This is a genomic window from Serpentinimonas maccroryi (genome assembly GCF_000828915.1).
Taxonomy (GTDB): Bacteria; Pseudomonadota; Gammaproteobacteria; order Burkholderiales; family Burkholderiaceae_C; genus Serpentinimonas; species Serpentinimonas maccroryi.
In genome coordinates this window covers 2,536,001-2,561,891 of the sequence record NZ_AP014569.1, presented here as the reverse complement: position 1 = coordinate 2,561,891, position 25,891 = coordinate 2,536,001, and the positions used below count along the sequence as shown (strand labels likewise).

The window sequence follows — 25,891 nt, the reverse complement described above, 5'->3', positions numbered from 1 at the left end:
AGCGCTGGTGGATAATGGCCGCTGATTCTACGCAGCCGCATGGACCGTGCCTTTGGCCGTGCTGGCTGGCTGCTTGGCTCGGTGGCCATGCCACCTGATCGCCCCCCGATCGTTTTGCACCTCATGCCCTTGTTGCCGCGCTCCGCACAACTTCTGACCCTAGGCAGCCCCGTCCAGCGCGCCGCGCCCGCTTCGGTGCGGCTGCGCTTGAGTGCGCTGGCGCGCGCCAGCCTGCTGGCCTGCTGCGCACCGGCGCTGCTGGCGCAAGCGCACGCACAGGATGCGGCGCAGGCCGCCGCAGCCACACCAGCTGCGGCTGCTCTGGCACCTGCTGCGCCCAAACCCAGCGCAGCCGGCGCTGGCGCCGTTGCATTGACGCTGAGCGAACGCTTGCAAGAGGCGCTGCCCGCTGCGGCCTTATCCGAAGCGGCGCTGCTGCTGTCGGCAGAGCGCATGAGCGGGCAAGCCGGGCACGAGGTGCAGCTCGAGGGCCAAGCCGAGTTGCGCCGCCACGACCTCGTGCTGCGCGCCGACACCCTGCGCTACGAGGCGGCCACCGGCACCGCCCATGCCCAAGGGCAGGTGCGCATCAACCGCCTAGGCGATGTGTTCGAGGGCCCGGCGCTGACGCTGCAACTCGACACGCGCCAAGGCCAGTTCGAATCGCCTAAATTTAGCCTTTTGCGCCACGGCGGCTACGGAGAAGCGAGCCGGGTGGACTTTGAGGGGCCGGGTCGCACCGTGGCGCACCAGGTGCGCTACAGCACCTGCCCGCGCCCGCGCACAGCCGACTGGGAGCCCGACTGGTACCTGAGCGCCAACCGGATCGTGTTCGACCAGCAGACCGATACCGGCACCGCCACCGGCGCGGTGCTCAATTTCAAAGGTCTGCCGATTCTGGCCGCGCCGTGGATCAGTTTTCCGCTCTCGGACCGGCGCAAATCGGGCTTTCTGGCCCCGACTTTCAACCTTGACAACATCAGCGGCCTCGAGCTCACCCTGCCCTACTACTTCAACCTGGCTCCGAACCGCGACGCCACCCTGTTTCCGACCCTGATGAGCGAGCGCGGCATCGATTGGGCGGGCGAGTTTCGCTACCTTGAGCCGCGCTACGCCGGCCAGGTGCGCGCCGCCTTCATGCCCGACGACCGCCTGCGCGACGCCGACCGCTGGGGTGTGTCGCTGCAGCACCAGCACGCGCTGCCTGCCTTGGGCGGGCTCGGCGCGCCCAGCCTGCGGCTGGACCTGAACCGCGTCAGCGACGACAACTACTGGCGCGACTTCCCGCGCACCGGCACCTCGCTCACCTCGCGCCTCCTGCGCAACGACATCGAACTGCTTGCCAACCGCGGCAACTGGGCCTTGCGCGCTGGCGCCTACACCTGGCAGACGCTGCAAGACCGCGACGCCCCCATCGAAGCCCCCTACGACCGCCTGCCTTCGCTGTCGGCCAGCTACCGCAGCGGCCCCTTTGGCTGGGCCGGGAGCGCGGGTTGGAGCGTGTCGCTGCTGACCGACGTGACGCAGTTTCGCACCGACCGCCAGCCGCTGATCGGCGCCTTCAACCAGCGCACCGACGTCAACGGCACGCGCTGGCTGGGCGTGCTCAACGTGGACAAAACCTGGCAGACCCCCGGCGCCTACCTGCGCCCGGCTTTGCAGCTGCACGCTCGACAATATCAGCTCGAACAGGCCGTGGGGCCGCTGGGGGCACGCGAACGCAACCCGAGCGTGCTGGTGCCCACGGTCTCTGTCGATACCGGCTTGGTGCTGGAGCGCGACGCGGTCTATTTTGGTCGCGCGGTGCTGCAAACGCTGGAGCCGCGCCTGTTTGTGGCGCACACCCCGTACCGCCGCCAAGGCTATCTGCCGGTCTATGACAGCTCGGCCTTCGACTTCAACCTGAACTCGATTTTTTCTGCCAACCCCTTTGGCGGCCACGACCGCATCGCCGATCTGAGCGCCGTCACCCTGGGGGCCACCACGCGCCTGCTCGACCCGGCCACCGGGGCCGAATGGGCCAACTTGAGCGTGGCGCAGCGGCTGCGGCTGCGCGACCAAGAGGTGGTGCTGCCCGGGCAGCAAGCCATACGCGAGGAGCTGAGCGATGTGCTGTTCGCTGCCAACCTTAACTGGAGCCCGCAGTGGGCCTTCAACGGCACGCTGCAATACAACCCCGAACTGGGCCAGACCGAGCGCACCACCTTGGCCGCGCGCTACAGCCCGGGCGATTTCCGCGTTTTCAACGTCGCCTACCGCTTGCAGCGCGACACCAGCGAGCAGATCGACTTTGGCTGGCAGTGGCCGCTGAGCGATCTGCTGCGCGGCCCCTCGGGGGCTGCGCTGGGGCCAGGGCGCGGCTTGGGGCCGGGGCACTGGTTCAGCGTGGGGCGCGTCAATTACAGCTTCACCGAGCGCCGCATCGTGGATCTGATCGCTGGTTTCGAGTACGATGCTGGGTGCTGGATCGCCCGCATCGTGGTCGAGCGGCTGCAACAAAGCCGCACCCAGGCCAACCAGCGCATCCTGTTCCAGCTCGAGTTTGCTGGCTTTTCGCGCCTTGGCTCCAACCCCTTGCAGGTGCTGCGCGACCACATCCCGCGCTACCAGTTCCTGCGTGAAGAGATCAACCCGCCCAGCCGCTTTCAGCGCCATGAATAAACACCCCTCCAGCCGCCGGGCCCGCCCCGCTCCCTTGGCCCTGTTGCTCTGGGCCACGTTGGCCTGCCTCTGGTCGCCCGCCCACGCCCAACTGCAAAGGCCGGCCCAAGCCGCCCCGGCGTTGCAAGCCGCCCCCGTTTCCGCCCCGCAAGCCGCACCCACTGCCCCCCGCCCAGCGCCGCTGCCCGCCGCCGCGCCGGCGCGCGAGCTCAACCGCATCGTGGCCTTGGTCAACTCGGAGCCGATCACCGAGCGCGAGCTGCGCCAGCGCATCGAACGGGTGCAGGCCACCCAAGCGGCCAACTTGCCGCCGCCGGCGCAACTCGAGGCCCAGGTGTTGGAGCTGCTGATCGTCGAGCGCACCCAGATCCAATGGGCGCGCCAGACGGGTATGCGCATCGACGCCGCCGCCTTGGCCGAAGCCGAAGCCACGGTGGCGCGGCAAAACGGTGTCACCGTGGCGCAACTGCACCAGCGCCTGCAAGCCGATGGCCTGAGCCTGAGCGGCTTTAGGGCCAACCTAGAAAACGAGCTGCTGCTGCTGCGCGTGCGCGAGCGCGAAGTGGCGGCGCGGGTGCGCATCAGCGAACTCGAGATCGACGCCTACCTGCGCCAGCACGGCGGTGCGGTGGCCTTGGCCCAGACGGCCCTGCACCTTGCCCAAATCGCCATCGCCGTGCCCGAGGGCGCCGACGCGGCCACGGTGGCCGAGCGCCAAGCGCTGGCCACCGGTTTGGCGCAGCGCGCCCGCGCCGGCGCCGACTTCGCCGCGCTGGCGCGCCAGTATTCCGAAGGCCCCGAGCGCGCCATGGGCGGCCAGATGGGCTTGCGCAGCGCCGACCGCTACCCCACGCTGTTCGTGGAAGCGGTGCTGGGCCAGCCGCGCGGCGCCGTGGTGGGGCCGCTGCGCAGCGGCGCCGGCTTTCACGTGCTGCAGGTGCTCGAGCAGCGCAACCTCAACCTGCCGCCCACGCACCAGGTGCAAACCCGCGCCCGCCACATTCTGCTGCGCCCGACCAACGCCGCCGAAGAAGCCGCTGCCGTACAGCGCCTCAACGAATGGCGCGCGCGCTTGGTGGCCGGCACGGCGCGCTTCGAGGAGCTGGCGCGCGAGCACAGCGCCGACGGCTCGGCCTCCGAGGGCGGCGACTTGGGCTGGGCCAGCCAAGGACAGTTCGTGACCGAATTTGAGCAAGTCATGAACCGGCTGGCACCGGGCGAGGTGTCGCAACCGCTGCGCTCGCGCTTTGGCCTGCACCTGATCGAGGTGGTGCAGCGGCGCGAGGTCGAGACCACGGCGCTGGAGCGGCGCAACTGGGTGCGCGCGCGGTTGCGCGAGCAGCGCAGCGATCAGGCCTACGAAGAGTGGGCGCGCGAACTGCGCAGCCGCGCTTTCGTCGAGCTGCGGCTCACCGAGCGCTAAGCGGCTGCAACCCCGGTGTCGCCGCGCAACCCCGCACACAGCCCATCGGCCAAGCTCGATGGCCACCGGGCGCGCAAGCGCTTTGGCCAGCATTTTTTGTCCGACCCAGCGATCATCGGCGCTTTGGTGGACGCTATCGCGCCCCGCCCCGGCCAGCTCATGGTGGAGATCGGGCCCGGCCTGGCGGCCCTGACGCAACCGCTGGTCGAGCGCCTGGGCAGCCTGACGGTGATCGAGCTCGACCGCGACCTCGCGCAGCGCCTGCGCGCGCACCCGCAACTGCGGGTGATCGAGTCCGACGTGCTGCGGGTCGATTTTGCCGCCCTATTCCCCACACCCGAGCCCGGCCCCGCGCCGTGCGCTGTGGACGCACCGGAGGCCGCTCCACCGCCGCGCTTGCGCATCGTCGGCAACCTGCCCTACAACCTCTCGAGCCCGATTCTGTTTCACCTGCTGCCTTGGGCGCAGTGGGTGCAAGACCAGCACTTCATGCTGCAAAAAGAGGTGATCGAGCGCATGGTGGCCGCCCCGTGCAGCGCCGACTACGGCCGCTTGAGCGTGGTGCTGCAATGGCGCTACGCGATGGACAACGTGCTGGAGGTGCCACCGCACAGCTTTACGCCGCCGCCGCGGGTGGACAGCGCGGTGGTGCGCATGGTGCCGCGGGCGCAGCCGGCGGCGCTGCACATGCCGACACTAGAAAACCTGGTGCGGGTGGCGTTTTCGCAACGGCGCAAGCTGCTGCGCCACAGCCTAGGGCGCTGGCTCGAGGAACAGGGCTACGGCGGGCGCTTTGACGTGCAGCGCCGGGCCGAAGAGGTGCCGGTGGCCGAATACGTGGCGCTGGCGCAGGCGCTGGGCACCGGTGCAACGCCAACCCCGGCGGCCCACCCCGCCACCGCCGCCACCTTGGGCGCTTAAGCCGCCGACAACCAATAGCCGGCGTTGAAGGGGCTGCTCATGCGCAGCGCCTGCGGGCTCACATCGACCAGTTTGTCGGTGAGCACCGGCTCGACCCCGGCCTGCAGGTCGGCCGCCTTGGGCGCACGGGCCACCGAGAACGAGTAAAAGCAGCGAAACGCCACCTTGCGCTCGCTCCAGTAGTCGGCCACGTCGCGGAAAATGTCGAGCAGCTGCTCGCGCGCCTCTTTGTCGAACTTGGGCCCGGTGGGGATGTGTTCGAGCACGACGATGAAGCCGGCTTGCGGGCCCGACTTGTGCAGGGCATCGGTGAGCTTGTCGTGCAGGGCGTCGAAGTTTTTGGTCGCCTGAGCCGGCAAGCTGGGGTGCTGACCGACGAGGTCGATCACGTCTTGCTTGGTCAGGGCAGCGGCCAAGTCGGCGTACAAAAAGCGGTGTCCGAGTTGCTCGGCCGCGGCTTGCAAGTCTTTGACCGTGTGGGCACGGATCGACTGCACGATGTTGGTTCGCACGTGACGAAGGGGGTTGTCCATCTCGGCGCAAGTCCAAAAAAATAGTAAAAAATCGAGGAAATCGAAACCGGCAACTGTTCGTGTGCGCTGGGCCTCACGCCTTGCTAAGCCACGCCATGGCACACCCAGCCACAGCCCGAGGCGGCATTGCGTCTGACGTAGCGACACGTGGCTAGAGACAGGGGGCTGTGCGCAACAAAAAACATGAACCGGCAGCTTGGGCAAGGTCTGCACCTGCCTACCCCACCCCAGCTGTGAAACGAAGACGTGATTTTGCCTCAAGCACCCCAAAAAAGCAAGCCCAATCCGCTGCGGCGCACGGGCATCAGGCCGGTTCTGCACCCGCAGCGACGGCGCGCGGCCCCACATTCGCCTCGGCCACGCACAGCGCCGTCATGTTGACGATGCGCCGCACCGTGGCGCTGGCGGTGAGCACGTGCACCGGCTTGGCCACCCCCAGCAGCATCGGCCCCACGGCGATGCCACCGCCGGCGGCGGTCTTGAGCAGGTTGTAGGCGATGTTGGCAGCGTCCACGTTGGGCAACACCAGCAGGTTGGCCTCGCCTTCGAGGGTGTTGCGCGGCATCAGGCGCGCCCGCGCCGCGGCGTCGAGCGCCACGTCGCCGTGCATTTCGCCCTCGACCTCGAGCCACGGCGCGTGCTCGCGCAGCAGCTCCAGCACGCGGCGCATCTTGAGCGCCGAGGGCTGGTCCGACGAACCAAAGTTGGAATGCGACAGCAGCGCCGCCTTGGGCGTGACGCCAAAGCGCAGCATTTTGCGCGCCGCCATCTGGGTGATTTCGGCCAGTTGTTCGGCGCTCGGGTCGTAGTTGATGTGGGTGTCAACCATGAACACCTGGCGCCCGGGCAGCATGAGCGCGTTCATGGCGGCGTAGCAGCTGGCGTGGGGGCGCTTGCCGATCACCTGATCGATGTAGTTGAGGTGGATCTGCGGCGTGCCCCAAGTGCCACAGATCAGGCCGTCGGCGTCGCCGCGGCGCAGCAGCATGGCGCCGATCAGGGTCAGGCGGCGGCGCATCTCGATTTTGGCGATCTGCTCGGTCACCCCCCGGCGCTCTTGCAAGCGGTGGTAATCCTGCCACAGCTCGCGGTAGCGCGCGTCGTGCTCGATGTTCACGACATCAAAATCGCGCTCGACTTGCAGGCGCAACCCAAAGCGCTCGATGCGCTGCCCGATCACCGCCGGGCGCCCGATCAGCGTCGGGCGCGCCAGCCCCTCATCGACCAAAATCTGGCAGGCGCGCAGCACGCGCTCCTCTTCGCCCTCGGCAAAGGCGATGCGCTTGTGCTGCGCCTGCTTGGCGATGGCATAGACCGGCTTCATGATGGTGCCGGAGGCAAAGACGAAGCTCTGCAGCTTCTCGCGGTAGGCCTCGAGGTCGGCGATCGGGCGCTGTGCCACGCCCGAGCGCGCGGCCGCCTCGGCCACCGCCGGCGCGATCTTGATCATCAGGCGCGGATCAAAGGGCTTGGGGATCAGGTACTGTGGCCCAAAAGACAGCTGCTCGCCCACGTAGGCCGCCGCCACGACCTCGTTTTGTTCGGCCTCGGCCAGCTCGGCGATCGCGTGCACGGCGGCGATTTCCATTTCATCGGTGATAGTGCGCGCCCCGGCATCGAGCGCCCCACGAAAGATGTAGGGAAAACACAGGACGTTGTTGACCTGATTCGGGTAGTCGCTGCGGCCGGTGGCCATGATGGCGTCGCCACGCACCGCGTGCACTTCGTCGGGCAAGATTTCGGGCGTGGGGTTGGCCAAGGCAAAAATCAGCGGCCGCGCCGCCATGCAGCGCACCATGTCGGGCTTGAGCACGCCACCGGCCGACAGGCCCAGAAACACGTCGGCGCCATCGATCACCTGCGCCAGCGTGCGCAGCGGCGTGTCTTGCGCAAACTGCACCTTGTCGGGGTCCATGAGCTCGGTCCGGCCTTGATAGACCACCCCGGCCAAGTCGGTGACCCAGATGTTGCTGCGCGGCAGCCCGAGCTTGACCAGCAACCCCAGGCAAGCCAGCGCCGCCGCCCCGGCGCCCGAGGTCACGAGCTTGACCTGGTCGATGCGCTTGCCGACCACTTTGAGGCCGTTGAGCAGCGCGGCCCCGACCACGATCGCGGTGCCGTGCTGGTCGTCGTGGAACACCGGGATCTGCATGCGCTCGCGCAGGCTGCGCTCAATGTAGAAGCAGTCCGGGGCCTTGATGTCTTCGAGGTTGATGCCACCAAAGGTGGGCTCGAGCGCGGCGATGATCTCGACTAGGCGGTCGGGGTCTTTTTCGTTGATTTCGAGGTCGAAGACGTCGATGTCGGCAAACTTTTTGAACAGCACGCCCTTGCCTTCCATCACCGGCTTGGCCGCCAGCGGGCCGATGTCGCCCAGCCCCAGCACCGCCGTACCGTTGGTGATCACCGCCACCAGGTTGCCGCGGCTGGTGTACTTGTAGGCGTTGACCGGGTCGGCGACGATTTCTTCGCACGGCGCCGCCACCCCGGGCGAGTAAGCCAGCGCCAGATCGTGCTGGTTGGTGAGCTGCTTGGTGGCGCGTATCGCGACCTTGCCCGGCGTGGGGAACTCGTGGTATTTGAGCGCGGCGCGCCGCAATTCGGCGCGTTGGTCATCGGAATGGGTGGACATGGTGCTGGCCTTCGTCTGGTGTAAGGTTCAACCGCCGGGCTAGGCGGGGCAAAAGCATTGTAGGCGCGAAGCCATGTCGATGCTGCCGGTGCGGGCCGCTCCCATAGAGCCCCCAAGCCCAAGCTGGTGCCACAGCTGGGCGCGTTAAGGCGGGTTGAGTGATTGCTTCCGAGCTTCTCAGCCAACGGGCAGTATGTGCAGGGGCAGATCGTGCGTCATGGCCAGCTGTTCCAACTGCGCGCAGCTGCGCTGCGCCATGAAGGCGGCCACCGCCCGGTGCGCCTGGGCGCTGCCCCAGTCGGGCGCTGCGGCGGCACCGCCCGGGCCGGCCAAACCGACCAAACGCGCCAACGCGGCGGCGAAATGCGGCTCCAGCGCCGCCAGCGCCACCCGACCGTCCAAGCAGGGGTAAATGCGGTACGTGGCCTGCCCACCGCCTAGCAAGGCACCGGTTGACGTCAGGCCCCATTGCCGCGGCAAAGCCAGCCAGTGCGCGGCCTCGGTGAGCGAGACTTCGCGGTGCGCGCCGCTGCCGCTGCGCTGGCGCTGTGCCAGCACCTGCAGCACCGCCTCGCTGGCCAGCAGGGCCCCGGCCATGTCGGCCAGCAGGCTCACGGGCATCTCGAGCCCCGGCACCAGCCCGGCCTCGGCCTGGTAGCTCAGGTCGTGGCCGGGCTCGTCGGCGCGCGCACCCGCTGCCCCGACGATGGCCACCGTGCACAGCTTGGGGTAACGCGCGCGCAACGCGGCCGCCTCGAGGCCGAGGCGGCGCAAGGCGGCGGGCCTAAAGGACGTGAGCAGCACATCGGCGCGCCCCAACAGGGCGTGCAAGCGGCGCTGACCGACGGGGCTTTTGAGGTCGAGCGTGGTCTGCCAGATGCCGCGGCACAGCTGTTGCTGCGCCCGTGGGCTGTACTGCGCCATCGGGTCGCCGCTGGGCGGCAGCACCTGGGTGCAGCGCGCCCCCATGGCATGCAGGCGCTGCAAGGCCGCTGGACCGGGCAGATTCAGCGCCAGACTGAGCAGGCGCGTGCCTTGCAAGGCGTTGAGCTTGAGGCTGCCCGAGGCGCGACCCGAATTCATTGCGGCTCGTGGCCCGGCTTCCACTTGATGTTGCAGCCCAGACTGGGGCGCTGCTCGGCCACGGGGGCGCGCCCAGCCAGCACGGCCTCGATGGCGGCGCGCAAGTCCTGCCCCGTAACCGGCACGCCGTTGCCGGGGCGGGCGTCGTCGAACTGACCGCGATAGACCAGCCGGTGCGCCGCGTCGTAGAGGAAAAAATCGGGCGTGCAGGCGGCTTGGTAAGCCTGCGCCACCGCCTGCGTTTCATCGTAGAGGTAGGGAAAAGCAAAGCCGCTGCGCTGCGCCAGTTGCGCCATTTGGTCGGGCGCGTCGTCGGGGTAGCGCGTCACGTCGTTGGCGTTGATCGCCACCACCGCCAAGCCCTGGGCCTGGTAGTGGTTGAGCAGCCGCACCAGCTCGTCGAGGATGTGCAGCACAAACGGGCAGTGGTTGCAGGTGTACAGCACCAGCAGCGGCTGGCCGCTGAAGCCAGACCGCTGCACCAAGCGCCCGCTGAGCGGCTCGGGCAAAGAGAAATCGGGTGCGGCGCTGCCCAGCGCACGCATGGTCGAGGGGGTGCGGGCCATAGGTGTGTTGCCTCCAACGTGGCGAGGTGGTCAGACAAGGCAAGCGCGGGCGTGGGCGCGCAAGACTGGCCCTGCGTGCGCCCCAGCGGCTGGCGCTCATTCTAAGCCCAGCCTTTTGCGTCGGCTCAGTTTGGGCCAGCGGTCATGGTTAATTTTCACCTTACTCGACTATAAATTATTTATGACTTTACCTGAATCATCATCATCGGTCTAATGCGCAACTGCCCTGAGCAACAACTGAAAGTGACACCATGCCTGGCTTCGACTTACTCATCGCCAACCTCATCCAGCCCATCATCCTGGCCTTCGTTTTGGGGGCAATTGCGGGTTTTTTGCGCAGCGAACTCGAGCTGCCTGCTGCAGTAGTCAGCCTGCTGGCGATCTACTTGCTGTTTTCCATCGGTCTCGAGGGCGGGCGCGAGCTTGCGCAGGCCGACCTAGGCGGGCTCCTCCCCCTGATCGGGCTGACGCTGTTCATGGTCTTGGCCATACCGCTTTTTGTCTATTCAGTAACGCGGCTGCTGGGGCGCTTTGACATCAGCAACGCGGCGGCGCTGGCGGCGCACTACGGCTCGGTCTCGACCGCCACCTTTTTCTCCTCGCTTACCCTGGCCACTGCCATGGGCACCCCAGCCGCCGGCTACATGGTGGCGATGGTGGCGCTGATGGAGTTTGCCATCATCTTTTCGCTGCTGATCGCGCGCGTGGCCATGGCGCGCGAACTGGCGGCCAACAATCCAGGAAACAAAAACCAGATTCGCGTAGGCGAACTGCTGCTCGACACGTTGCGCGGGCGCGGCATCATCTTGCTTGGCGGCGGCATTGCCATCGGTGCCTTGACCAGCGATTCGCAATGGGAGCGGATTGCTCCTTTTTACGACGACCTGTTCCGCGGCATTTTGATGCTTTTCTTGCTCGAGATGGGCATGACGGCGGCGCGCCACATACGCGCCTTTCGTGAGGTGGGCTGGTTCATGCTCGGCTTTGGCACCTTGGTACCGGCTTTTAATGGAATAGTCGGGGTTACGCTGGCGCAGTTGATCGGGCTGGACATAGGCAGCTCCTTCGTCTTTGGGGCCCTGTGCGCCAGCGCCTCGTTCATCGACGCGCCTGCGGCCTGCCGCGCTTCGCTGCCTGAGGCCAACCCGGGCATCTACCTGACTTCGTCGTTGGGCATCACGCTGCCCTTCAACCTGCTGCTGGGTTTGCCGTTGTTTTACAGCTATGCTCTTTGGCTGTATAACTTCACTTAAAAACCGTTTGCTGATATCTGTGGGCTGTAATGACCTTTTGAATACCCAAAGCCATACTGTTGCGCAGCGCCGAGCTGTCGGCGCTGCTGCAACACCAGCATGCTAAAGCCCACCAAGACCTACAAGCCCTCAAACCCCGTCAGCCCATTGAAACTCTCTGGAGACCCGCCATGAAACGCCAACTCGAACAAAAAAAGATGCTCATCCTGATCGCCGCCAAGCCCTTGCAGCGCATGGTGATTGAAACCCTGGCCCCGCGCGGCATCGGCGGCTACACCATCTCCACGGTCACCGGCGCCGGCACCTCGGGGCTCAACACCGGCACCCTGCCCAGCGACAGCAATGTGATGATCCACATCATTCTGTCGGAGCGGCGTCTGGTCGGGGTGCTTGAAGACATCGACGCTCTGATGGAGCGCGGCTACCGCATCAAGGCGATCGTGCAAGACATCCAGATCCTGCCACGCAAGGTGGCTGAGGCTCCAGCCGGCGCATAAAAAAACCCCCGCTTTGTGGGCGGGGGTCGGTGCGCAGGGATTGTGGTTCCTGCCCAATACTGCCACCTCCTGCCATGCAGGCTTGGGGTGGCTTTGGTGTTTAGCCGATCAGCGGTTTGAGCTCGCCTTTGTCGTAGCGCTTTTGCATCGCTTCCAGCGAGTAGATGGCGCCAATTTTGGACGCCATGCCGGCCGAGCCAAAGGCGCGGTAGCGGTCTTCGCAGATCGCTTGCATGGCTTTGGTGGCTTCTTTGAGGAATTTGCGCGGGTCGAAGTTTTTGCGATCGGTGGCCAAGTGGCGGCGGATGGCACCAGTGCTGGCCATGCGCAAATCGGTGTCGATGTTGACCTTGCGCACGCCGTTTTTGATGCCTTCGACGATTTCTTCCACCGGCACGCCGTAGGTCTGGCCCATGTCGCCGCCGTGCTGGTTGATGACCGCCAGCCAGTCTTCGGGCACGCTCGAACTGCCGTGCATCACCAGGTGCACGTTGGGGATGCGCTGGTGGATGGCTTTGACGCGGTCGATGCGCAGCACCTTGCCGGTGGGCTTGCTGCTGAACTTGTAGGCGCCGTGGCTGGTGCCGATGGCGATGGCCAGCGCATCGACTTGGGTTTTTTGCACGAAGTCGGCGGCTTCGTCGGGGTCGGTGAGCAGCATCGAGTGGTCGAGCTCGCCTTCAGCGCCGTGGCCGTCTTCCTCGCCGGCTTTGCCGGTTTCGAGCGAGCCCAAGCAGCCCAGCTCGCCTTCGACCGAGACGCCGCAGGCGTGCGCGAGCTCGACCACTTTGCGCGTGACTTCAACGTTGTACTCGTAGCTGGCCGGGGTTTTGCCGTCTTCGCGCAGGCTGCCGTCCATCATCACCGAGCTAAAGCCCGACTGGATGGAGCGAAAGCACACGCCCGGCGTGGCGCCGTGGTCTTGGTGCATACAGACCGGGATGTGCGGGTACATCTCGATGGCGGCGGCGATCAGGTGGCGCAAAAAGGGCTCGCCGGCGTAGGCGCGCGCCCCGGCCGAACCTTGCAGAATCACCGGGCTGTTGACCGCCGCGGCGGCCTGCATGATGGCCTGCACCTGCTCGAGGTTGTTGACGTTGAAGGCGGGCAGACCGTAGCCGTGCTCGGCGGCGTGGTCCAGCAGTTGTCGCAATGAAATCAGGGCCATGGTAAATCCTCTCGGTCGGGGCTGGGGGGGTGTAAAAGGGGAAGCTCGCAGAGGCTTGCAGCCTCTCAGGCGCGCCGCGCCAGCACCTCGAAAGCCGGCAGCGTTTTGCCCTCGAGCACTTCGAGGAAGGCGCCGCCGCCGGTGGAGATGTAGCCGACTTGCGACTCGATGCCGTATTTGGCGATGGCCGCCAGCGTGTCGCCGCCACCGGCGATGCTGAAGGCCGGGCTGGCGGCGATGGCGCGCGCGATGGCCTCGGTGCCTAGTGCAAAAGCGTCGAACTCGAACACGCCCACCGGGCCGTTCCAGACGATGGTGCCGGCGCGCTCGAGCATCGCCGCCAGCCGCGCGGCGGTCTCGGGGCCGATGTCCAAGATCAGGTCGTCGGCGGCCACGTCGGCCACCGCTTTGACGCAGGCCTCGGCGTCGGCGGCAAAGCGCTTGGCCACCACCACGTCGGTGGGGATGGGCACCTCGGCCCCGCGCGCCTTCATGGCTTGCATCACGCTGCGCGCTTGCTCCACCAGGTCCGGCTCGGCCAGGCTGTGGCCGATCGGCAGCCCGGCGGCGAGCATGAAGGTGTTGGCGATGCCGCCGCCCACGATCAGGCCATCGACCTTGTCGGACAGGCTTTGCAAAATGCTCAGCTTGGTGCTGACCTTGGAGCCGGCCACGATCGCCAGCAGCGGGCGCTTGGGGTTGGCCAGCGCCAGGCCGATGGCGTCCATTTCGGCCGCCAGCAGCGGGCCGGCGCAAGCCAGCGGCGCGGTCTCGGCGATGCCGTAGGTGCTGGCTTCGGCGCGGTGCGCGGTGCCAAAGGCGTCGTGCACAAAAATATCGCACAAGCGCCCGAGCTTGGCCGCCAGCTGCGGGCTGTTTTTCTTCTCGCCGGGGTTGAGGCGGCAGTTTTCCAGCAGCACCACCTGGCCCGGCTGCACCTCGAAGCCACCATCGACCCAGTCGGCGACCAAGGGCACCGGGCGGCCCAGCAGCTCGGCCATGCGCGCCGCCACCGGGGCCAGCGAGTCCACGGGGCGCCACACGCCTTCGCTTGGGCGCCCGAGGTGCGAGGTCACCATCACCGCCGCGCCGGCGTCGAGCGCCATGCGCACCGCCGGCATGCTGGCGCGCACCCGCGTGTCTTCGCTGATCTGGCCGTCCGGGGTCAGCGGCACGTTCAGGTCGGCGCGGATGAACACCCGCTTGCCCGTGGCCTGGCCACTGGCGCATACATCAGAAAAACGCAGGAAGTTCATCGCGCGCCCTTGGTTATTTGGCTGCCTGGGCAACCACGCGCGCCATGTCGAGGCACTTGCAGGAGTAGCCCCACTCGTTGTCGTACCACGCCACCACCTTGACGAAGGTGCTGTCGAGCGCAATGCCGGCATCGGCGTCAAACACGCTGGTGCAGCGCTCGCCGCGGAAGTCGCTCGCCACCACCTTGTCTTCGGTGTAGCCGAGCACGCCCTTGAGCGCGCCTTGGCTCTGGGCCTTCATTTCGGCGCAGATCTCGGCGTAGCTGGCCGGGTTGCTGAGCTCGACCGTGAGATCGACCACCGACACGTCGCTGGTGGGCACGCGAAACGCCATGCCGGTGAGCTTTCCCTTGATCGCCGGAATCACCACGCCCACCGCCTTGGCCGCGCCGGTGCTGCTGGGGATGATGTTCTCTAGGATGCCGCGGCCGCCGCGCCAGTCTTTGTTGCTGGGCGAATCGACGGTTTTCTGGGTGGCGGTGGCGGCGTGCACGGTGGTCATGAGGCCGCGCTTGATGCCCCACTTGTCGTTGAGCACCTTGGCCACCGGGGCCAGGCAGTTGGTGGTGCAGCTGGCGTTGCTGATGATGGCCTGACCGGCGTAGCTGTTGTGGTTGACGCCATAGACGAACATCGGCGTGTCGTCTTTGGACGGGGCCGACATGATGACCTTTTTGGCGCCAGCGTCGAGGTGCTTTTGCGCGCCCTCTTGGGTCAGGAACAGGCCGGTGGCTTCGATCACCACCTCGGCGCCGACTTCGCCCCATTTGAGGTTGGCCGGGTCTTTTTCGGCCGTCAGGCGGATGCGCTGGCCGTTGACGATCAGGTCCTTGCCCTCGACCGCCACCTCACCCTTGAAACGGCCGTGCACGCTGTCGTATTGCAGCATGTAGGCCAGGTACTCGGGCTCGAGCAAGTCGTTGATGGCAACGATTTGGATGTCTTTGAACTCGGCGATGGCGGCACGGAAAACCATGCGCCCGATGCGCCCGAAACCGTTGATGCCGACTTTGATGCTCATGATGGAATGTCTCCGGGGTTGAAAACAAAAATTGTAAGGCTTGCCCTGCGGCGCTCTGGTTTTTAAAACGCCGTGGGCAGCAAGGCGCTCACATCGACGATGACGCGATCGGGCGCGCTGGCGGCGATCGGCTGACCCATGTTGTAGCCGTAGGGCAGCACCCAGACCGCGATGCCGGCGTTGCGCGCCGTGGCCACGTCGATCGACGAGTCGCCGACGAACAGCGCGCGCTCTGGCGCCACGCCAAACTGCTGCAAACAGGACTCGATGCCGGCCGGATCGGGTTTTTTGACCGCCAGCGTGTCGCCGCAGACGACGCGGTCAAAGGCCTGGTCCAGCTGATGCGCGGCCAGCACGGCTTGGGTGTAGCGCGCCTCTTTGTTGGTCACCAGCGCCAGCCGCACGCCGGCAGCGCGCAGCGCCGTGAGCGTGGCGCGCACCTGCGGGTAGAGCTGGCTGCGGCTGCCGCAACGGCGCAAATAGTGCTCGCCAAAGGCGGCCTCGATGGTCGCAAACTGCGCCGAGCCGCGCACCGCGTCGGCCGTGGTGTGGGTGGCTTGGGCCAGGGCTTGGATCAGCAGTTCGCGCGTGCCGTGGCCGATCCAGTCGGTGATCTGCTGCTGGCTGGCCGGGGCATAGCCAAACTGCAGCAGGGTGTCGTTGACGGCGTCGGCGATCTCGGGTGCGGTTTCGATCAGCGTGCCGTCGAGGTCGAACAGGATCAGGTCGTAGGGGCGGTCGCCAAGGGGGGTGGTGTTCACGTCGTGCGGCAAGGGGTGTGCTGGGGGCTGGGCTGTAAGGGTTGGCTAGGGGGTGGGCTCTAAGAGTTCGAGCCAAAGTTTCAGACGCTGCGGCGCAGCAGGGCGCGCACCGCGTCGGCGGCGCGCTCGGGCGTGAGGCCAAAGTGGCGATACAGGTCTTTGGCCGGGGCCGATTCGCCATAGGTGGCGATGCCCAGCACCTTGCCGCTGCGGCCCACGTACTTGTGCCAAAAGTCGGGCTGCGCCGCCTCCAGCGCCAGCGCCGGCAGCCCCGGCGGCAGCACCTGGTCTTGGTAAGCTGGCGGCTGGCGGTCGAACACGTTGGTGCAAGGCATCGACACCACGCGCACGCGCACGCCCTCGGCGGCCAGCAGGGCTTGGGCCTGCAAGGCGATTTCGACCTCGGAACCGGTGGCCACGATCAGCGCCTGCGCAGCGGCCACTTCTGCCAGCACGTAGCCGCCCTGGCGGATGGCGTCGGCCTGCGCCAGCGTGCTCACGCGCGGCAGGTTCTGGCGCGACAGGCACAGGGCCGCCGGGCCGTCGCGGCGCTCGATCGCGCAAGCCCAAGCCACGGCGGTCTCGAGCCCGTCGGCCGGGCGCCAGACGTCGAGGTTCGGGATCAGGCGCAGGCTCGGCACGTGCTCGATCGACTGGTGCGTGGGGCCGTCTTCACCCAAGCCGATGCTGTCGTGGGTGAAGACGTGGATCACGCGCTGCTTCATCAGCGCCGCCATGCGGATGGCGTTGCGCGAGTAGTCGCTAAAAGTGAGGAAGGTGCCGCCGTAGGGCAGGTAGCCGCCGTGCAGGGCGATGCCGTTCATGATCGCGGCCATGCCGAACTCGCGCACGCCGTAGCTCAGGTGGTTGCCCCAGGTGTCGCGGCCGGCCTTGACGCAGCCCTTGAAATTGGTCAGGTTGGAGCCGGTGAGGTCGGCGCTGCCGCCAAAGAACTCGGGCAGCAGCGGCGCCAGCGCGTCGAGCGCGTTTTGGCTCGCTTTGCGCGTGGCGATGGCTTCGGGCTTGGCCGCGATGGCCTCCAGCAGCGCCGGCAGGCGGGCTTCAAAGTCGGGCGGCAGCTGGCCCGCCATGCGGCGCTCGAACTCGGCCGCCTGTTGCGGAAATTCGCGGCCATAGGCTTGCCAGCGCTGCTGCCATTCGGCCTCGGCTTGGGCGCCGGCGGCGCGCGCATCCCACGCGGCGGCGACGTCGGCCGGCACCACGAACGGGGCGTGCTCCCAGCCCAGCGCGGCGCGGGTGGCCGCGACTTCGGCCGCGCCCAAGGCGGCGCCGTGCACGTCGTGGGTGCCGGCTTTGTTGGGCGCGCCCTTGCCGATCACGGTCTGGCAGCAGATCAGGGTCGGCTTGCCGTCGGCGGCGGCGGATTGCTGTTTGGCTTGCCGCAGCGCCGCGTCCACCGCCGCCGGGTCGTGGCCATCGACGCGCGCGATCACGTTCCAGCCATAGGCCTCGAAGCGCTTGGGCGTGTCGTCGGTGAACCAGCCCTCGACGTGGCCGTCGATGCTGATGCCGTTGTCGTCGTAAAAAGCGATCAGCTTGGGCAGGCGCAGCGTGCCGGCGAGCGAACAGACTTCGTGGCTGATGCCCTCCATCAGGCAGCCGTCGCCCAAAAAGACGTAGGTGTGGTGATCGACCACGCGGTGGCCGGGGCGGTTGAATTCGGCCGCCAGCAGCTTTTCGGCCAGCGCCATGCCGACCGCGTTGGCCAAGCCCTGCCCCAGCGGGCCGGTGGTGGTCTCCACCCCCGGGGTGATGCCGACTTCGGGGTGCCCGGCGGTCTTGCTGTGCAGTTGGCGAAAGTTTTGCAGCTCGCTCAGCGGCAGGTCGTAGCCGCTCAGGTGCAGCAGCGCGTAGATGAGCATCGAACCGTGGCCGTTGGAGAGCACGAAGCGGTCGCGGTCGGGCCAGAGCGGGTTCGTGGGGTTGTGCTTGAGGTGGCGGTTCCAGAGCACTTCGGCGATCTCGGCCATGCCCATCGGGGCGCCGGGGTGGCCGCTCTTGGCTTTTTCCACGGCATCGACGGCCAACATGCGGATCGCGTTCGCCATCTGGCGCGCCAGTTCGGGGGTGGGGGTGTTCATGCGTAGAGTTTGAGGTCGGAATCAGTTTCAGGCCAGACCGAGCGCACGCTTTTTGCGCTCCATCATGCGCCAGATGAAGGGCGTGAAGATGAGCTGCATCGTCAGTTCCATCTTGCCCCCGGGCACCACGATGGTGTTGGCGCGGCTCATCCACGACCCGTTGATCATACTCAGCAAATACTGGAAATCGATGCCCTTGGGCTGGGCAAAACGCACCACGCACACGCTTTCGTCGGCGGTGGGGATGTCGCGCGTGATGAACGGGTTCGAGGTGTCCACCACCGGCACGCGCTGGAAGTTGACGTGCGTGAGGCCAAACTGCGGCACGATGTAGTTCACGTAGTCGGGCATGCGGCGCAAAATCGTGTCCACCACCGCCTCTTGGCTGTAGCCGCGCTGGGTTTTGTCGCGGATCAGCTTCTGAATCCACTCGAGGTTGATGGTCGGCACCACGCCGATGAGCAAATCGGGGTAGCGCGCCACATCCACGGTCTCGGTCTTGACGGCGCCGTGCAGGCCCTCGTAGAACAGCAAATCGGTGCCGGCGGGCAAGTCGGTCCACGGGGTAAAGGTGCCGGGCTCTAGTCCGTAGGGCGCGGCCTCGAGCTCGTTGTGCAGGTACAGGCGGCTTTTGCCTTGACCGCTGGCCGCGTAATCGCGAAACAGCGCCTCGAGCTGCTCGAACATATTGCCCTCGGCGCCAAAGTGGCTGAAGTGCCGGTTGCCGCCGGCCTCCTCCTCGGCCATGCGCTGCTTCATGGCCTTACGCTCAAAGCGGTGGAAGCTGTCGCCTTCGATCACGGCGGCCTTGACGCCCTCGCGCCTAAAAATGTTCTGAAAGGTGCGCGTGACGGTCGAGGTGCCGGCACCCGATGAACCGGTGATGGCGATGATGGGGTGGCGTTCAGACATGGCGGTCTCCTAGATTGTGTATGGCTAAGGGCGGCTTGCGCCGCGGCAGGGCTTCAGTCTCTGAACAACGAGCGCGAAGCGAACAGCGGCTCGCCCTCTTTGGCCTGCGCGGGTTCGCGGTGGTAGCGCTCGATGCGCTCAACTTCGTTCTTGCTGCCAAACACCAAGCCAATGCGCTGGTGCAGCGAGGTCGGAACCACGTCCATCATGGGCTCGCGCCCGGTGCTGGCGCGGCCCCCGGCTTGCTCCATGAGCATCCCGACCGGGTTGGCTTCGTAGAGCAGGCGCAGCCGGCCCGGCTTGAGCGGGTCTTTGGTGTCGCGCGGGTACATGAAGACGCCGCCACGCATCAGGATGCGGTGCGCCTCGGCCACCATCGAGGCGATCCAGCGCATATTAAAGTCTTTGCCGCGCACCCCCGTCTTGCCGGCCAGGCATTCATCGACGTAGCGCTTGACCGGCGCCTCCCAGAAGCGGCTGTTGGAGGCGTTGATGGCAAACTCCTGCGTATCCGGCGGCACCTTCATGTCGGGATGCGTGAGCATGAATTCACCCAGGTTCGGGTCCAACGTAAAGCCGTTGACGCCGCGGCCCACGGTCAGGATCAGCATGGTGGTGGGGCCGTAGATGGCGTAACCGGCGGCCATTTGGGTAGCGCCGGGCTGAAAAAAATCGGCTTCAACCACATCGCGGCCGCTTTCAACCACCTCTTTGGGGGCGCGCAGCACCGAAAAAATGCTGCCCACCGAGACGTTGACATCGATGTTGCTCGAGCCGTCGAGCGGGTCGAACACCAGCAGGTAGTGGCCGCGCGGGTACTGCACCGGGATTTGATACGGCAAGTCCATTTCTTCGGACGCCATGCCCGCCAAGTGGCCCGACCACTCGGTGCGCTGCAGGAACAATTCGTTGCTCAGCACGTCGAGTTTTTTCTGCGTTTCGCCCTGCACGTTGACGCTGCCACCAACCTCGGGCGCATAGTTGCCCATGGCCCCCCCGAGTTCGCCATAGGCCACGGTGCGCGCAATCGCTTTGCAAGCCAAGGTCACATCGAGGATGAGGGCGTTGAAGTCGCCGCTGGCCTGCGGGAAGCGGCGCCGCTCCTCGATCAAAAACTGGGTCAGCGTGGAGCGGTTGGTCTGGAGCATGGTTTGTCTCGGTGGTTTTTATGAAAGTGGGGGGCGGCTGGAGATTGGGGGCGTCAACGTTTGGTGCCGCCCTGGGGCTTGGCCGCTGGGCGCCGGGCGCCAAGGGTGGCCCGAGTGGCTTCGCGCTCGACCAACCACTGGCGCAACTGCCCCAAATCGAGCTGGCTCAAGTCGGGCAGCACGCGCAGCGCGGTGCCAAAATCGTGCTGCGCGGTGTAGCTGCTGGGGGTGATGACGGTTGCCAGCCCCGCCGCCGTGGCCGACTGCAGGCCATTGGCCGAGTCCTCGAAGGCCACGCACTGCGCCGGGTCGAGGCGCATGTCGGCCAGCACCTTGAGATAGACCTGCGGGTGCGGTTTTTTGAGGGGCGCGTTGCTGGCGTCGCCGATGGCCAGAAAGTGGCTGCGCCAGTCTGGCCCGATGGCCGTGCGCAGCAGCGCCGCGATGTTCACCGGCGAGGTGGTGGTGGCGATCGCCAGCTGCAGGCCCTGGTTGAGCGCGGCCTGCATGAGCGTGAGCACGCCCGGGCGCAGCGCCACCGCGCCGGCGCTGATGGCTTGCTCGTAGCAAGCGGTTTTGATTTCGTGCAGCCGCGCCACGGTGTCGCGCACGGCGCCGCCATCGACCTCTTTCAGACCCGGCTGCACCATGCGCCAGTAGTGCAGCAGGCGCTCTTTGCCGCCCGAGACGTCGAGCAGTTGGGTGTAGAGCGGCACGTCCCAATGCCAGCCCAGCCCCTCTTGCGCGAAGGCGTGGTTGAACGCTGCGAGGTGCACGCTCTCGGTGTCGGCCAGGGTGCCATCGACGTCGAAGATCAGGGCATTGAGCATAGAAAGCGGCGTGCAAATTTAGGGGGAAACCGCAATGTAGTTTCAAAGCCAGATAAGGTAAATTTACGTTTTATTCACAACCGATTCAGGATAAGCTGAGTGAAAAACACCACCTTTCGCCAACTCAGGGTTTTCACTGAGGTCGCGCGCCACCTCAGTTTTGCCCGCGCCGCCGAAGCCCTGCACCTCACGCCGCCTGCCGTGACCATGCAAATCAAGGAGTTGGAAGACAACGTGGGGCTGCCGCTGTTCGAGCGCAGCGGCCGCAAGGTGTCGCTGACCACCGCCGGCGAGTACATGCTGGTCTATGCGCGCAAGATTTTGGCCACGCTCAAAGACGCCCAAGACGCCGCCGCGCGCCTCAAACGGGTCGAGGTTGGGCAGCTGACGATCGGCATGGTGGGCACGGCGCAGTATTTTTTGCCGCACCTGATCGGCCAGTTCCGGCTCGAACACGCGGGCGTGGAAACGCGGCTGGTGTTGGGCAACCACGACCAGCTGCTGCGCATGCTGCAAGGCGGTGAAGTCGATATCGCCATCATGGGCCAGCCGCCCAAAGAACTGGCCACGCGCACCGAACCCTTTGCCGCCAACCCGCTGGTGTTCGTGGCCTCGATCGATCACCCGCTGCTCAAAATCGGCCACCCCACGGCGCAAGCGCTGGAGCCCTATGGCTTCATCGTGCGCGAGCGCGGCTCGGGCACCCGGGCGGCGATGGAGAAGTTTTTGCAAAGCACCCGCTTGCAGCCGCGCGTGGTGATGGAGATGTCGAGCAACGAGGCCATCAAGCAGGCGGTGATGGCCGGCATGGGCTTGAGCTTTTTGTCGCTGCACACCATCGGGTTGGAACTGCAGCACGGCCTGATTGCCCGGCTCGAGGTGGAGGCCACGCCGGTGGTGCGGGCGTGGAATCTGGTGCACACCTTGTCGAAAGTGCTCTCGCCGGCGGCCGAGGCCTTTCGCTACTTCATCCTCGAGCGCGGCGAGGGTTTTCTGGCGGCGCGCTTCGGACAGTTGCTGCCCTTTAACCCACCCGCGAAATTCTGAGCATGTTGGTGCCGCCCGGGGTGCCCATGGGTTCGCCGCAGGTGATGGCATAGACGTCGCCGGCGGCGACGATACCGCGCGCCTTGAGGTGCTGCTCGGCCTGGGCCAGCGCGGTGTCGCGGTCGGTGCTGGAGTCCACCAGCATTGGGTGCACGTTGCGATAGACCGCCATGCGCCGCTGTGCCCGCAGGCGCGGCGTTAGGGCATAGATGGGAATGTGCACCTTGTGGCGGCTCATCCAGAGCGCGGTCGAGCCCGATTCGGTCAGCGCCACGATCGCCTTGGCGCCTAGGTGCGAGGCGGTGAAGAGCGCGCCCATGGCGATCGACTGGTCGATGCGGGTGAAGGTTTTGCCGCTGAAGTCGGACTCGAGGTCGTGCCGGTCGGCGCGTTCGGCGGCCTCGCAGATCAGGGCCATTTCGCGCACCGTTTCGAGCGGGAACTTGCCGGCGGCGGTTTCGGCGCTGAGCATCACGGCGTCGGTGCCGTCGAGCACGGCGTTGGCCACGTCGCTGACTTCGGCGCGCGTGGGCATGGGGGCGTGGATCATGCTCTCCATCATCTGCGTGGCGGTGATGACGAAGCGGTCGTGCGCGTGCGCCAGCCGGATCATGCGCTTTTGCAGCGCCGGCACGGCTGCGTTGCCGACCTCGACCGCCAGATCGCCGCGCGCGACCATGATGCCGTCGCTGGCCAGCACGATGCTTTCGAGCACGGGGATGGCTTCGGCGCGCTCGATCTTGGCGATCAGGGCCGGCTGCGGGCCGTCTGGGTTGGCCAAGTGGCACAGCTGGCGCGCCAGCTCCATATCGGCCGCGTCTTTGGGGAAGCTCACGGCCACAAAATCGACCTGCAGCGCCATCGCCACCTTCAGGTCTTCCATGTCTTTGGCGGTGAGCGCCGGGGCGGTGAGGCCGCCGCCGCGCTTGTTGATGCCCTTGTGGTTGGAGAGCTCGCCGCCTTGCAGCACCTCGGTGTGAACCGCCGCGCCCTCAAGGCGCAGCACCTGCAGCACGATCAGGCCGTCATTGAGCAGCAGCACGTCGCCCACCTGCACCTCGTCGGGCAGGCTCTTGTAGTCGAGCCCCACGGCGGTTTCGTCGCCCGGCAGGCTGCGCGCGGCGTCGAGCACGAAGGGCTGGCCCGTTTGCAGCTGCACGCGCCCTTGGGCAAATTTGCCGACGCGGATTTTCGGCCCTTGCAGGTCGGCCATGATGCCCACCACCCGCCCGGCGCTTTGCGCCGCAGCGCGCACCATGGCTGCGCGCTGGCGGTGCTCGTCGGCGGTGCCGTGCGAGAAATTGAGCCGCACCACGTTCACGCCGGCCTCGATGATGGCTTGCAATATCTCGGGCGTGTTGGAAGCCGGCCCGAGGGTGGCGACGATCTTGGTGGCGCGTGGTGTCATGGGGGCTCCGGGCTGCTGCGGTGATGGATGAAACATTATTCCAGATCGTGAAGTGCGGCCCGTGACGGCGCCGCCCCTGCTTGGCCCTTGTGCCTTGTCAACGCCTTCAATTCTTTTGTGACCCCGCTTAAGCATCGCCTGATTCGGCGCCGGCGCTGTGCTCTCCGGCCCTCTCGGGGCTGCGGTGGGTGTACAGCCAGTCTTTGAAGGCCAGCGCCGCCGCCGACAGGCGCTTGCCCTGCGGATAGACCACGTACCAGCGCCGGATCAGCGGGAAACCCTGCACGTCGAGCTGCACCAGTTCGCCCAGCGCCAGTTCGGCCACCACCGTGTGCGCCGACAGCACCGCCAGCCCCAAGCCGCCGGCCACGGTCTGCTTGATGGCCTCGTTGCTGGCGAGCTCGAGCCGGGGTTTGATCGCAATCCCTTGGTTGGCAAAAAAGCGCTCGCTGGTTAAGCGCGTGCCCGAGCCCGGTTCGCGCAGCACAAAGGGCAGGCCCTGCAGGCGCTGCGGGTCGATCTGGCGCTGGCCGGCCAAGGGGTGATCGGGTGGCGCCACCAGCACCAGCGGGTTGTCGGCAAAGGGCTCGCAGACCAACGCCAGCTGCTCGGGCGGCTGGCCCATGATGGTCAGGTCGTCCAGGTTTTGCGCCAGACGCTGCAGCAGCAGCTCGCGGTTGCCCACCTGCATGCTGACCTCGATACCAGGATGAACGGCGCAAAAACGCCCCAGCAGCTTGGGCACGGTGTACTTGACGGTGGTCAGGATCGCCAGCTTGATGCTGCCACGCTCCACCCCTTGCAGGGCCGACAGGTCGGCGCTCAGGCGCTCCATGCGCGCTTCGATGTCGTGGCAGGCGTCGGCCAACGTGCGGCCGCTGGCGGTGAGAAAAATCTTTTTGCCGATCTGCTCGAACAAGGGCTGCCCGACGGTCTCGGACAGCTGCTTGACTTGCAGCGACAGCGTGGGCGGCGACAGGTGCAGCGCCTCGGCAGCGCGGGCGAAACTGGCGTGGCGCGCCACAGCGTGAAAGATGCGCAGCTGGTGCAGGGTGAGGTGGCGCAGGTTCATGGGCGTAAGTTTACTTCAATAAAACATGACAGTCTGAACAATTTACTTGCATCAAACAAAAAAGGGGCCAACAATGCAAACCATTGGATCGGCACTCAACACAGCAAGGGTGCAGGTACTTGGTTCCACCCTTCTACAAACAGGAGCAAGCATGGCTGTCAAGTCTTACAGTGCCGGTGTCAAAGAATACCGTCAAACCTATTGGATGCCCGATTACATCCCCCTCGACACCGACTTGTTGGCGGTGTTCAAGATTACCGCACAGGCGGGGGTGGATCGCGAAGAGGCCGCAGCCGCGGTGGCAGCCGAATCGTCCACCGGCACCTGGACCACGGTCTGGACCGACTTGCTCACCGACCTCGACTACTACAAGGGCCGCGCCTACCGCATCGAAGACGTGCCCGGCGACGACAGCTGCTTCTACGCCTTCATCGCCTACCCGATCGACCTGTTCGAAGAGGGCTCGGTGGTCAACGTCTTCACCTCGCTGGTGGGCAACGTGTTCGGCTTCAAGGCCGTGCGTGCGCTGCGCCTCGAAGACGTGCGCTTCCCGATCGCCTACGTGAAAACCTGTGGCGGCCCACCGCACGGCATTCAGGTCGAGCGCGACATTCTGAACAAGTACGGGCGCCCGATGCTGGGCTGCACCATCAAGCCCAAACTCGGCTTGAGCGGCAAGAACTACGGCCGCGCCGTTTACGAATGCTTGCGCGGCGGGCTCGATTTCACCAAAGACGACGAAAACATCAACAGCCAACCGTTCATGCGCTGGCGCCAGCGCTTTGACTTTGTGCAAGAAGCCACGCTCAAGGCCGAGGCCGAGACCGGCGAGCGCAAGGGCCACTACCTCAACGTCACCGCCCCGACGCCCGAGGAAATGTACAAGCGCGCCGAGTACGCCAAAGAGATCGGCGCGCCGATCATCATGCACGACTACATCACGGCCGGTTTTTGCGCCAACACCGGCTTGGCCAACTGGTGCCGCGAAAACGGCATGCTGTTGCACATCCACCGCGCCATGCACGCCGTGATCGACCGCAACCCGCACCACGGCATCCACTTCCGTGTGCTGACCAAGATTTTGCGCCTCTCGGGCGGCGACCACCTGCACACCGGCACCGTGGTCGGCAAGCTCGAGGGCGACCGCGAGGCCACGCTGGGCTGGATCGATCTGCTGCGCGAATCGTTCGTGCCCGAAAACCGCGCCCGCGGCATCTTCTTTGACCAAGATTGGGGCTCGATGCCCGGTCTGTTCGCAGTCGCCTCGGGCGGCATCCACGTCTGGCACATGCCGGCGCTGGTGAGCATCTTTGGCGACGATTCGGTGCTGCAATTCGGTGGCGGCACGCTCGGCCACCCCTGGGGCAACGCCGCCGGCGCACACGCCAACCGGGTGGCGCTCGAAGCCTGCGTGCAAGCGCGCAACGAAGGCCGGCAACTGGAAAAAGAGGGCAAAGAAATCCTCAGCGCCGCCGCCGCCCACAGCCCGGAACTCAAGATCGCGATGGAAACCTGGAAAGAGATCAAGTTCGAGTTCGACACCGTCGACAAGCTCGACGTGACCCACAAGTGATGCCCGCGTCCACACCTTCCAGCA

The 25,891-nt window shown here is 66.2% G+C and carries 20 protein-coding genes and 1 pseudogene; 7 read left to right on the top strand and 14 right to left on the bottom strand.

Annotated features, from left to right (window positions below; all coding sequences use genetic code 11):
- Positions 1-39: 39 nt before the first annotated feature.
- Genes SMCB_RS11705 through rsmA form a run of 3 tightly spaced genes read left to right on the top strand, consistent with a single transcriptional unit; the run spans position 40 to position 5,005 of the window.
- A complete protein-coding gene (locus tag SMCB_RS11705; protein ID WP_052468527.1) occupies positions 40-2,661 on the top strand; it encodes an LPS-assembly protein LptD in 2,622 nt (873 codons plus the stop codon).
- Positions 2,654-4,084, top strand: a complete 1,431-nt coding sequence (locus SMCB_RS11700; protein ID WP_045537201.1) for a peptidylprolyl isomerase — start codon at positions 2,654-2,656, stop codon at positions 4,082-4,084. The genes SMCB_RS11705 and SMCB_RS11700 overlap by 8 nt, the downstream gene beginning before the upstream one ends.
- A gap of 15 nt (positions 4,085-4,099) precedes the next feature.
- Entirely contained in the window at positions 4,100-5,005 is a 906-nt protein-coding gene (gene rsmA, locus SMCB_RS11695) for a 16S rRNA (adenine(1518)-N(6)/adenine(1519)-N(6))-dimethyltransferase RsmA (protein ID WP_045537200.1), read from the top strand.
- 137 nt (positions 5,006-5,142) lie between these two features.
- Here the strand turns inward: rsmA and SMCB_RS11690 are convergent.
- The 4 genes and pseudogenes from SMCB_RS11690 to SMCB_RS11675 all read right to left on the bottom strand — a co-directional run.
- A pseudogene (locus tag SMCB_RS11690) lies at positions 5,143-5,538 on the bottom strand (barstar family protein); the annotation flags it as partial.
- 304 nt (positions 5,539-5,842) lie between these two features.
- Positions 5,843-8,170 carry an NADP-dependent malic enzyme gene (locus tag SMCB_RS11685; RefSeq protein WP_045537198.1) on the bottom strand — a complete coding sequence of 776 codons (2,328 nt, stop codon included), beginning with the start codon at positions 8,168-8,170 and terminating at the stop codon, positions 5,843-5,845.
- A 177-nt stretch (positions 8,171-8,347) separates the two neighbouring features.
- Positions 8,348-9,253, bottom strand: coding sequence for a CoA transferase (locus tag SMCB_RS11680; protein WP_045537196.1), 906 nt, complete (start codon positions 9,251-9,253; stop codon positions 8,348-8,350).
- Positions 9,250-9,819, bottom strand: a complete 570-nt coding sequence (locus SMCB_RS11675; RefSeq protein ID WP_045537194.1) for a thioredoxin family protein — start codon at positions 9,817-9,819, stop codon at positions 9,250-9,252. The genes SMCB_RS11680 and SMCB_RS11675 overlap by 4 nt, the downstream gene beginning before the upstream one ends.
- A gap of 251 nt (positions 9,820-10,070) precedes the next feature.
- Between SMCB_RS11675 and SMCB_RS11670 the strand changes: the two genes are divergently transcribed.
- Both SMCB_RS11670 and SMCB_RS11665 read left to right on the top strand, forming a co-directional pair.
- Positions 10,071-11,072 (top strand): sodium-dependent bicarbonate transport family permease, encoded by a 1,002-nt coding sequence (locus SMCB_RS11670; protein WP_045537192.1) that lies wholly within the window; start codon positions 10,071-10,073, stop codon positions 11,070-11,072.
- 170 nt (positions 11,073-11,242) lie between these two features.
- Positions 11,243-11,569 carry a P-II family nitrogen regulator gene (locus SMCB_RS11665; protein ID WP_144400357.1) on the top strand — a complete coding sequence of 109 codons (327 nt, stop codon included), beginning with the start codon at positions 11,243-11,245 and terminating at the stop codon, positions 11,567-11,569.
- Positions 11,570-11,669: 100 nt separating this feature from the next.
- Here the strand turns inward: SMCB_RS11665 and fba are convergent, their stop codons facing one another.
- From fba to SMCB_RS11625, 8 genes are all read right to left on the bottom strand, one after another.
- Positions 11,670-12,737 (bottom strand): class II fructose-bisphosphate aldolase, encoded by a 1,068-nt coding sequence (gene fba / locus SMCB_RS11660; RefSeq protein ID WP_045537188.1) that lies wholly within the window; start codon positions 12,735-12,737, stop codon positions 11,670-11,672.
- Between the two features lie 65 nt (positions 12,738-12,802).
- On the bottom strand, positions 12,803-13,993 hold the full coding sequence (locus SMCB_RS11655; protein WP_045537186.1) for a phosphoglycerate kinase: 1,191 nt from the start codon (positions 13,991-13,993) through the stop codon (positions 12,803-12,805).
- 13 nt (positions 13,994-14,006) lie between these two features.
- Complete coding sequence (gene gap / locus SMCB_RS11650) at positions 14,007-15,014, bottom strand: type I glyceraldehyde-3-phosphate dehydrogenase (RefSeq protein WP_045537184.1); 1,008 nt, start codon at positions 15,012-15,014, stop codon at positions 14,007-14,009.
- A gap of 62 nt (positions 15,015-15,076) precedes the next feature.
- Positions 15,077-15,775 carry a phosphoglycolate phosphatase gene (gph, locus tag SMCB_RS11645; RefSeq protein WP_045538138.1) on the bottom strand — a complete coding sequence of 233 codons (699 nt, stop codon included), beginning with the start codon at positions 15,773-15,775 and terminating at the stop codon, positions 15,077-15,079.
- A gap of 80 nt (positions 15,776-15,855) precedes the next feature.
- Positions 15,856-17,877, bottom strand: a complete 2,022-nt coding sequence (tkt, locus tag SMCB_RS11640) for a transketolase (protein ID WP_045537183.1) — start codon at positions 17,875-17,877, stop codon at positions 15,856-15,858.
- 27 nt (positions 17,878-17,904) lie between these two features.
- The gene (locus SMCB_RS11635; RefSeq protein ID WP_045537181.1) at positions 17,905-18,789 is read right to left on the bottom strand and encodes a phosphoribulokinase; all 885 of its coding nucleotides are present in this window, start codon (positions 18,787-18,789) and stop codon (positions 17,905-17,907) included.
- 53 nt (positions 18,790-18,842) lie between these two features.
- Positions 18,843-19,937 (bottom strand): class 1 fructose-bisphosphatase, encoded by a 1,095-nt coding sequence (locus tag SMCB_RS11630; RefSeq protein ID WP_045537179.1) that lies wholly within the window; start codon positions 19,935-19,937, stop codon positions 18,843-18,845.
- A gap of 53 nt (positions 19,938-19,990) precedes the next feature.
- On the bottom strand, positions 19,991-20,767 hold the full coding sequence (locus tag SMCB_RS11625) for an HAD-IA family hydrolase (RefSeq protein WP_082027384.1): 777 nt from the start codon (positions 20,765-20,767) through the stop codon (positions 19,991-19,993).
- A gap of 99 nt (positions 20,768-20,866) precedes the next feature.
- On the opposite strand from SMCB_RS11625, the gene SMCB_RS11620 reads away from it, so the two are divergent.
- The gene (locus SMCB_RS11620; RefSeq protein ID WP_045537178.1) at positions 20,867-21,814 is read left to right on the top strand and encodes a LysR family transcriptional regulator; all 948 of its coding nucleotides are present in this window, start codon (positions 20,867-20,869) and stop codon (positions 21,812-21,814) included.
- On the opposite strand, the gene pyk is transcribed toward SMCB_RS11620, so the two are convergent.
- Positions 21,792-23,222 (bottom strand): pyruvate kinase, encoded by a 1,431-nt coding sequence (pyk, locus tag SMCB_RS11615; protein ID WP_045537177.1) that lies wholly within the window; start codon positions 23,220-23,222, stop codon positions 21,792-21,794. The genes SMCB_RS11620 and pyk overlap by 23 nt on opposite strands.
- A gap of 127 nt (positions 23,223-23,349) precedes the next feature.
- Entirely contained in the window at positions 23,350-24,294 is a 945-nt protein-coding gene (locus SMCB_RS11610; RefSeq protein WP_045537176.1) for a LysR family transcriptional regulator, read from the bottom strand.
- Between the two features lie 151 nt (positions 24,295-24,445).
- Here SMCB_RS11610 and SMCB_RS11605 point away from each other — a divergent pair, with 151 nt between their 5' ends.
- Positions 24,446-25,867: a form I ribulose bisphosphate carboxylase large subunit gene (locus tag SMCB_RS11605; RefSeq protein ID WP_045537175.1), complete on the top strand. Its 1,422-nt coding sequence runs from the start codon at positions 24,446-24,448 to the stop codon at positions 25,865-25,867.
- Positions 25,868-25,891 lie beyond the last annotated feature (24 nt).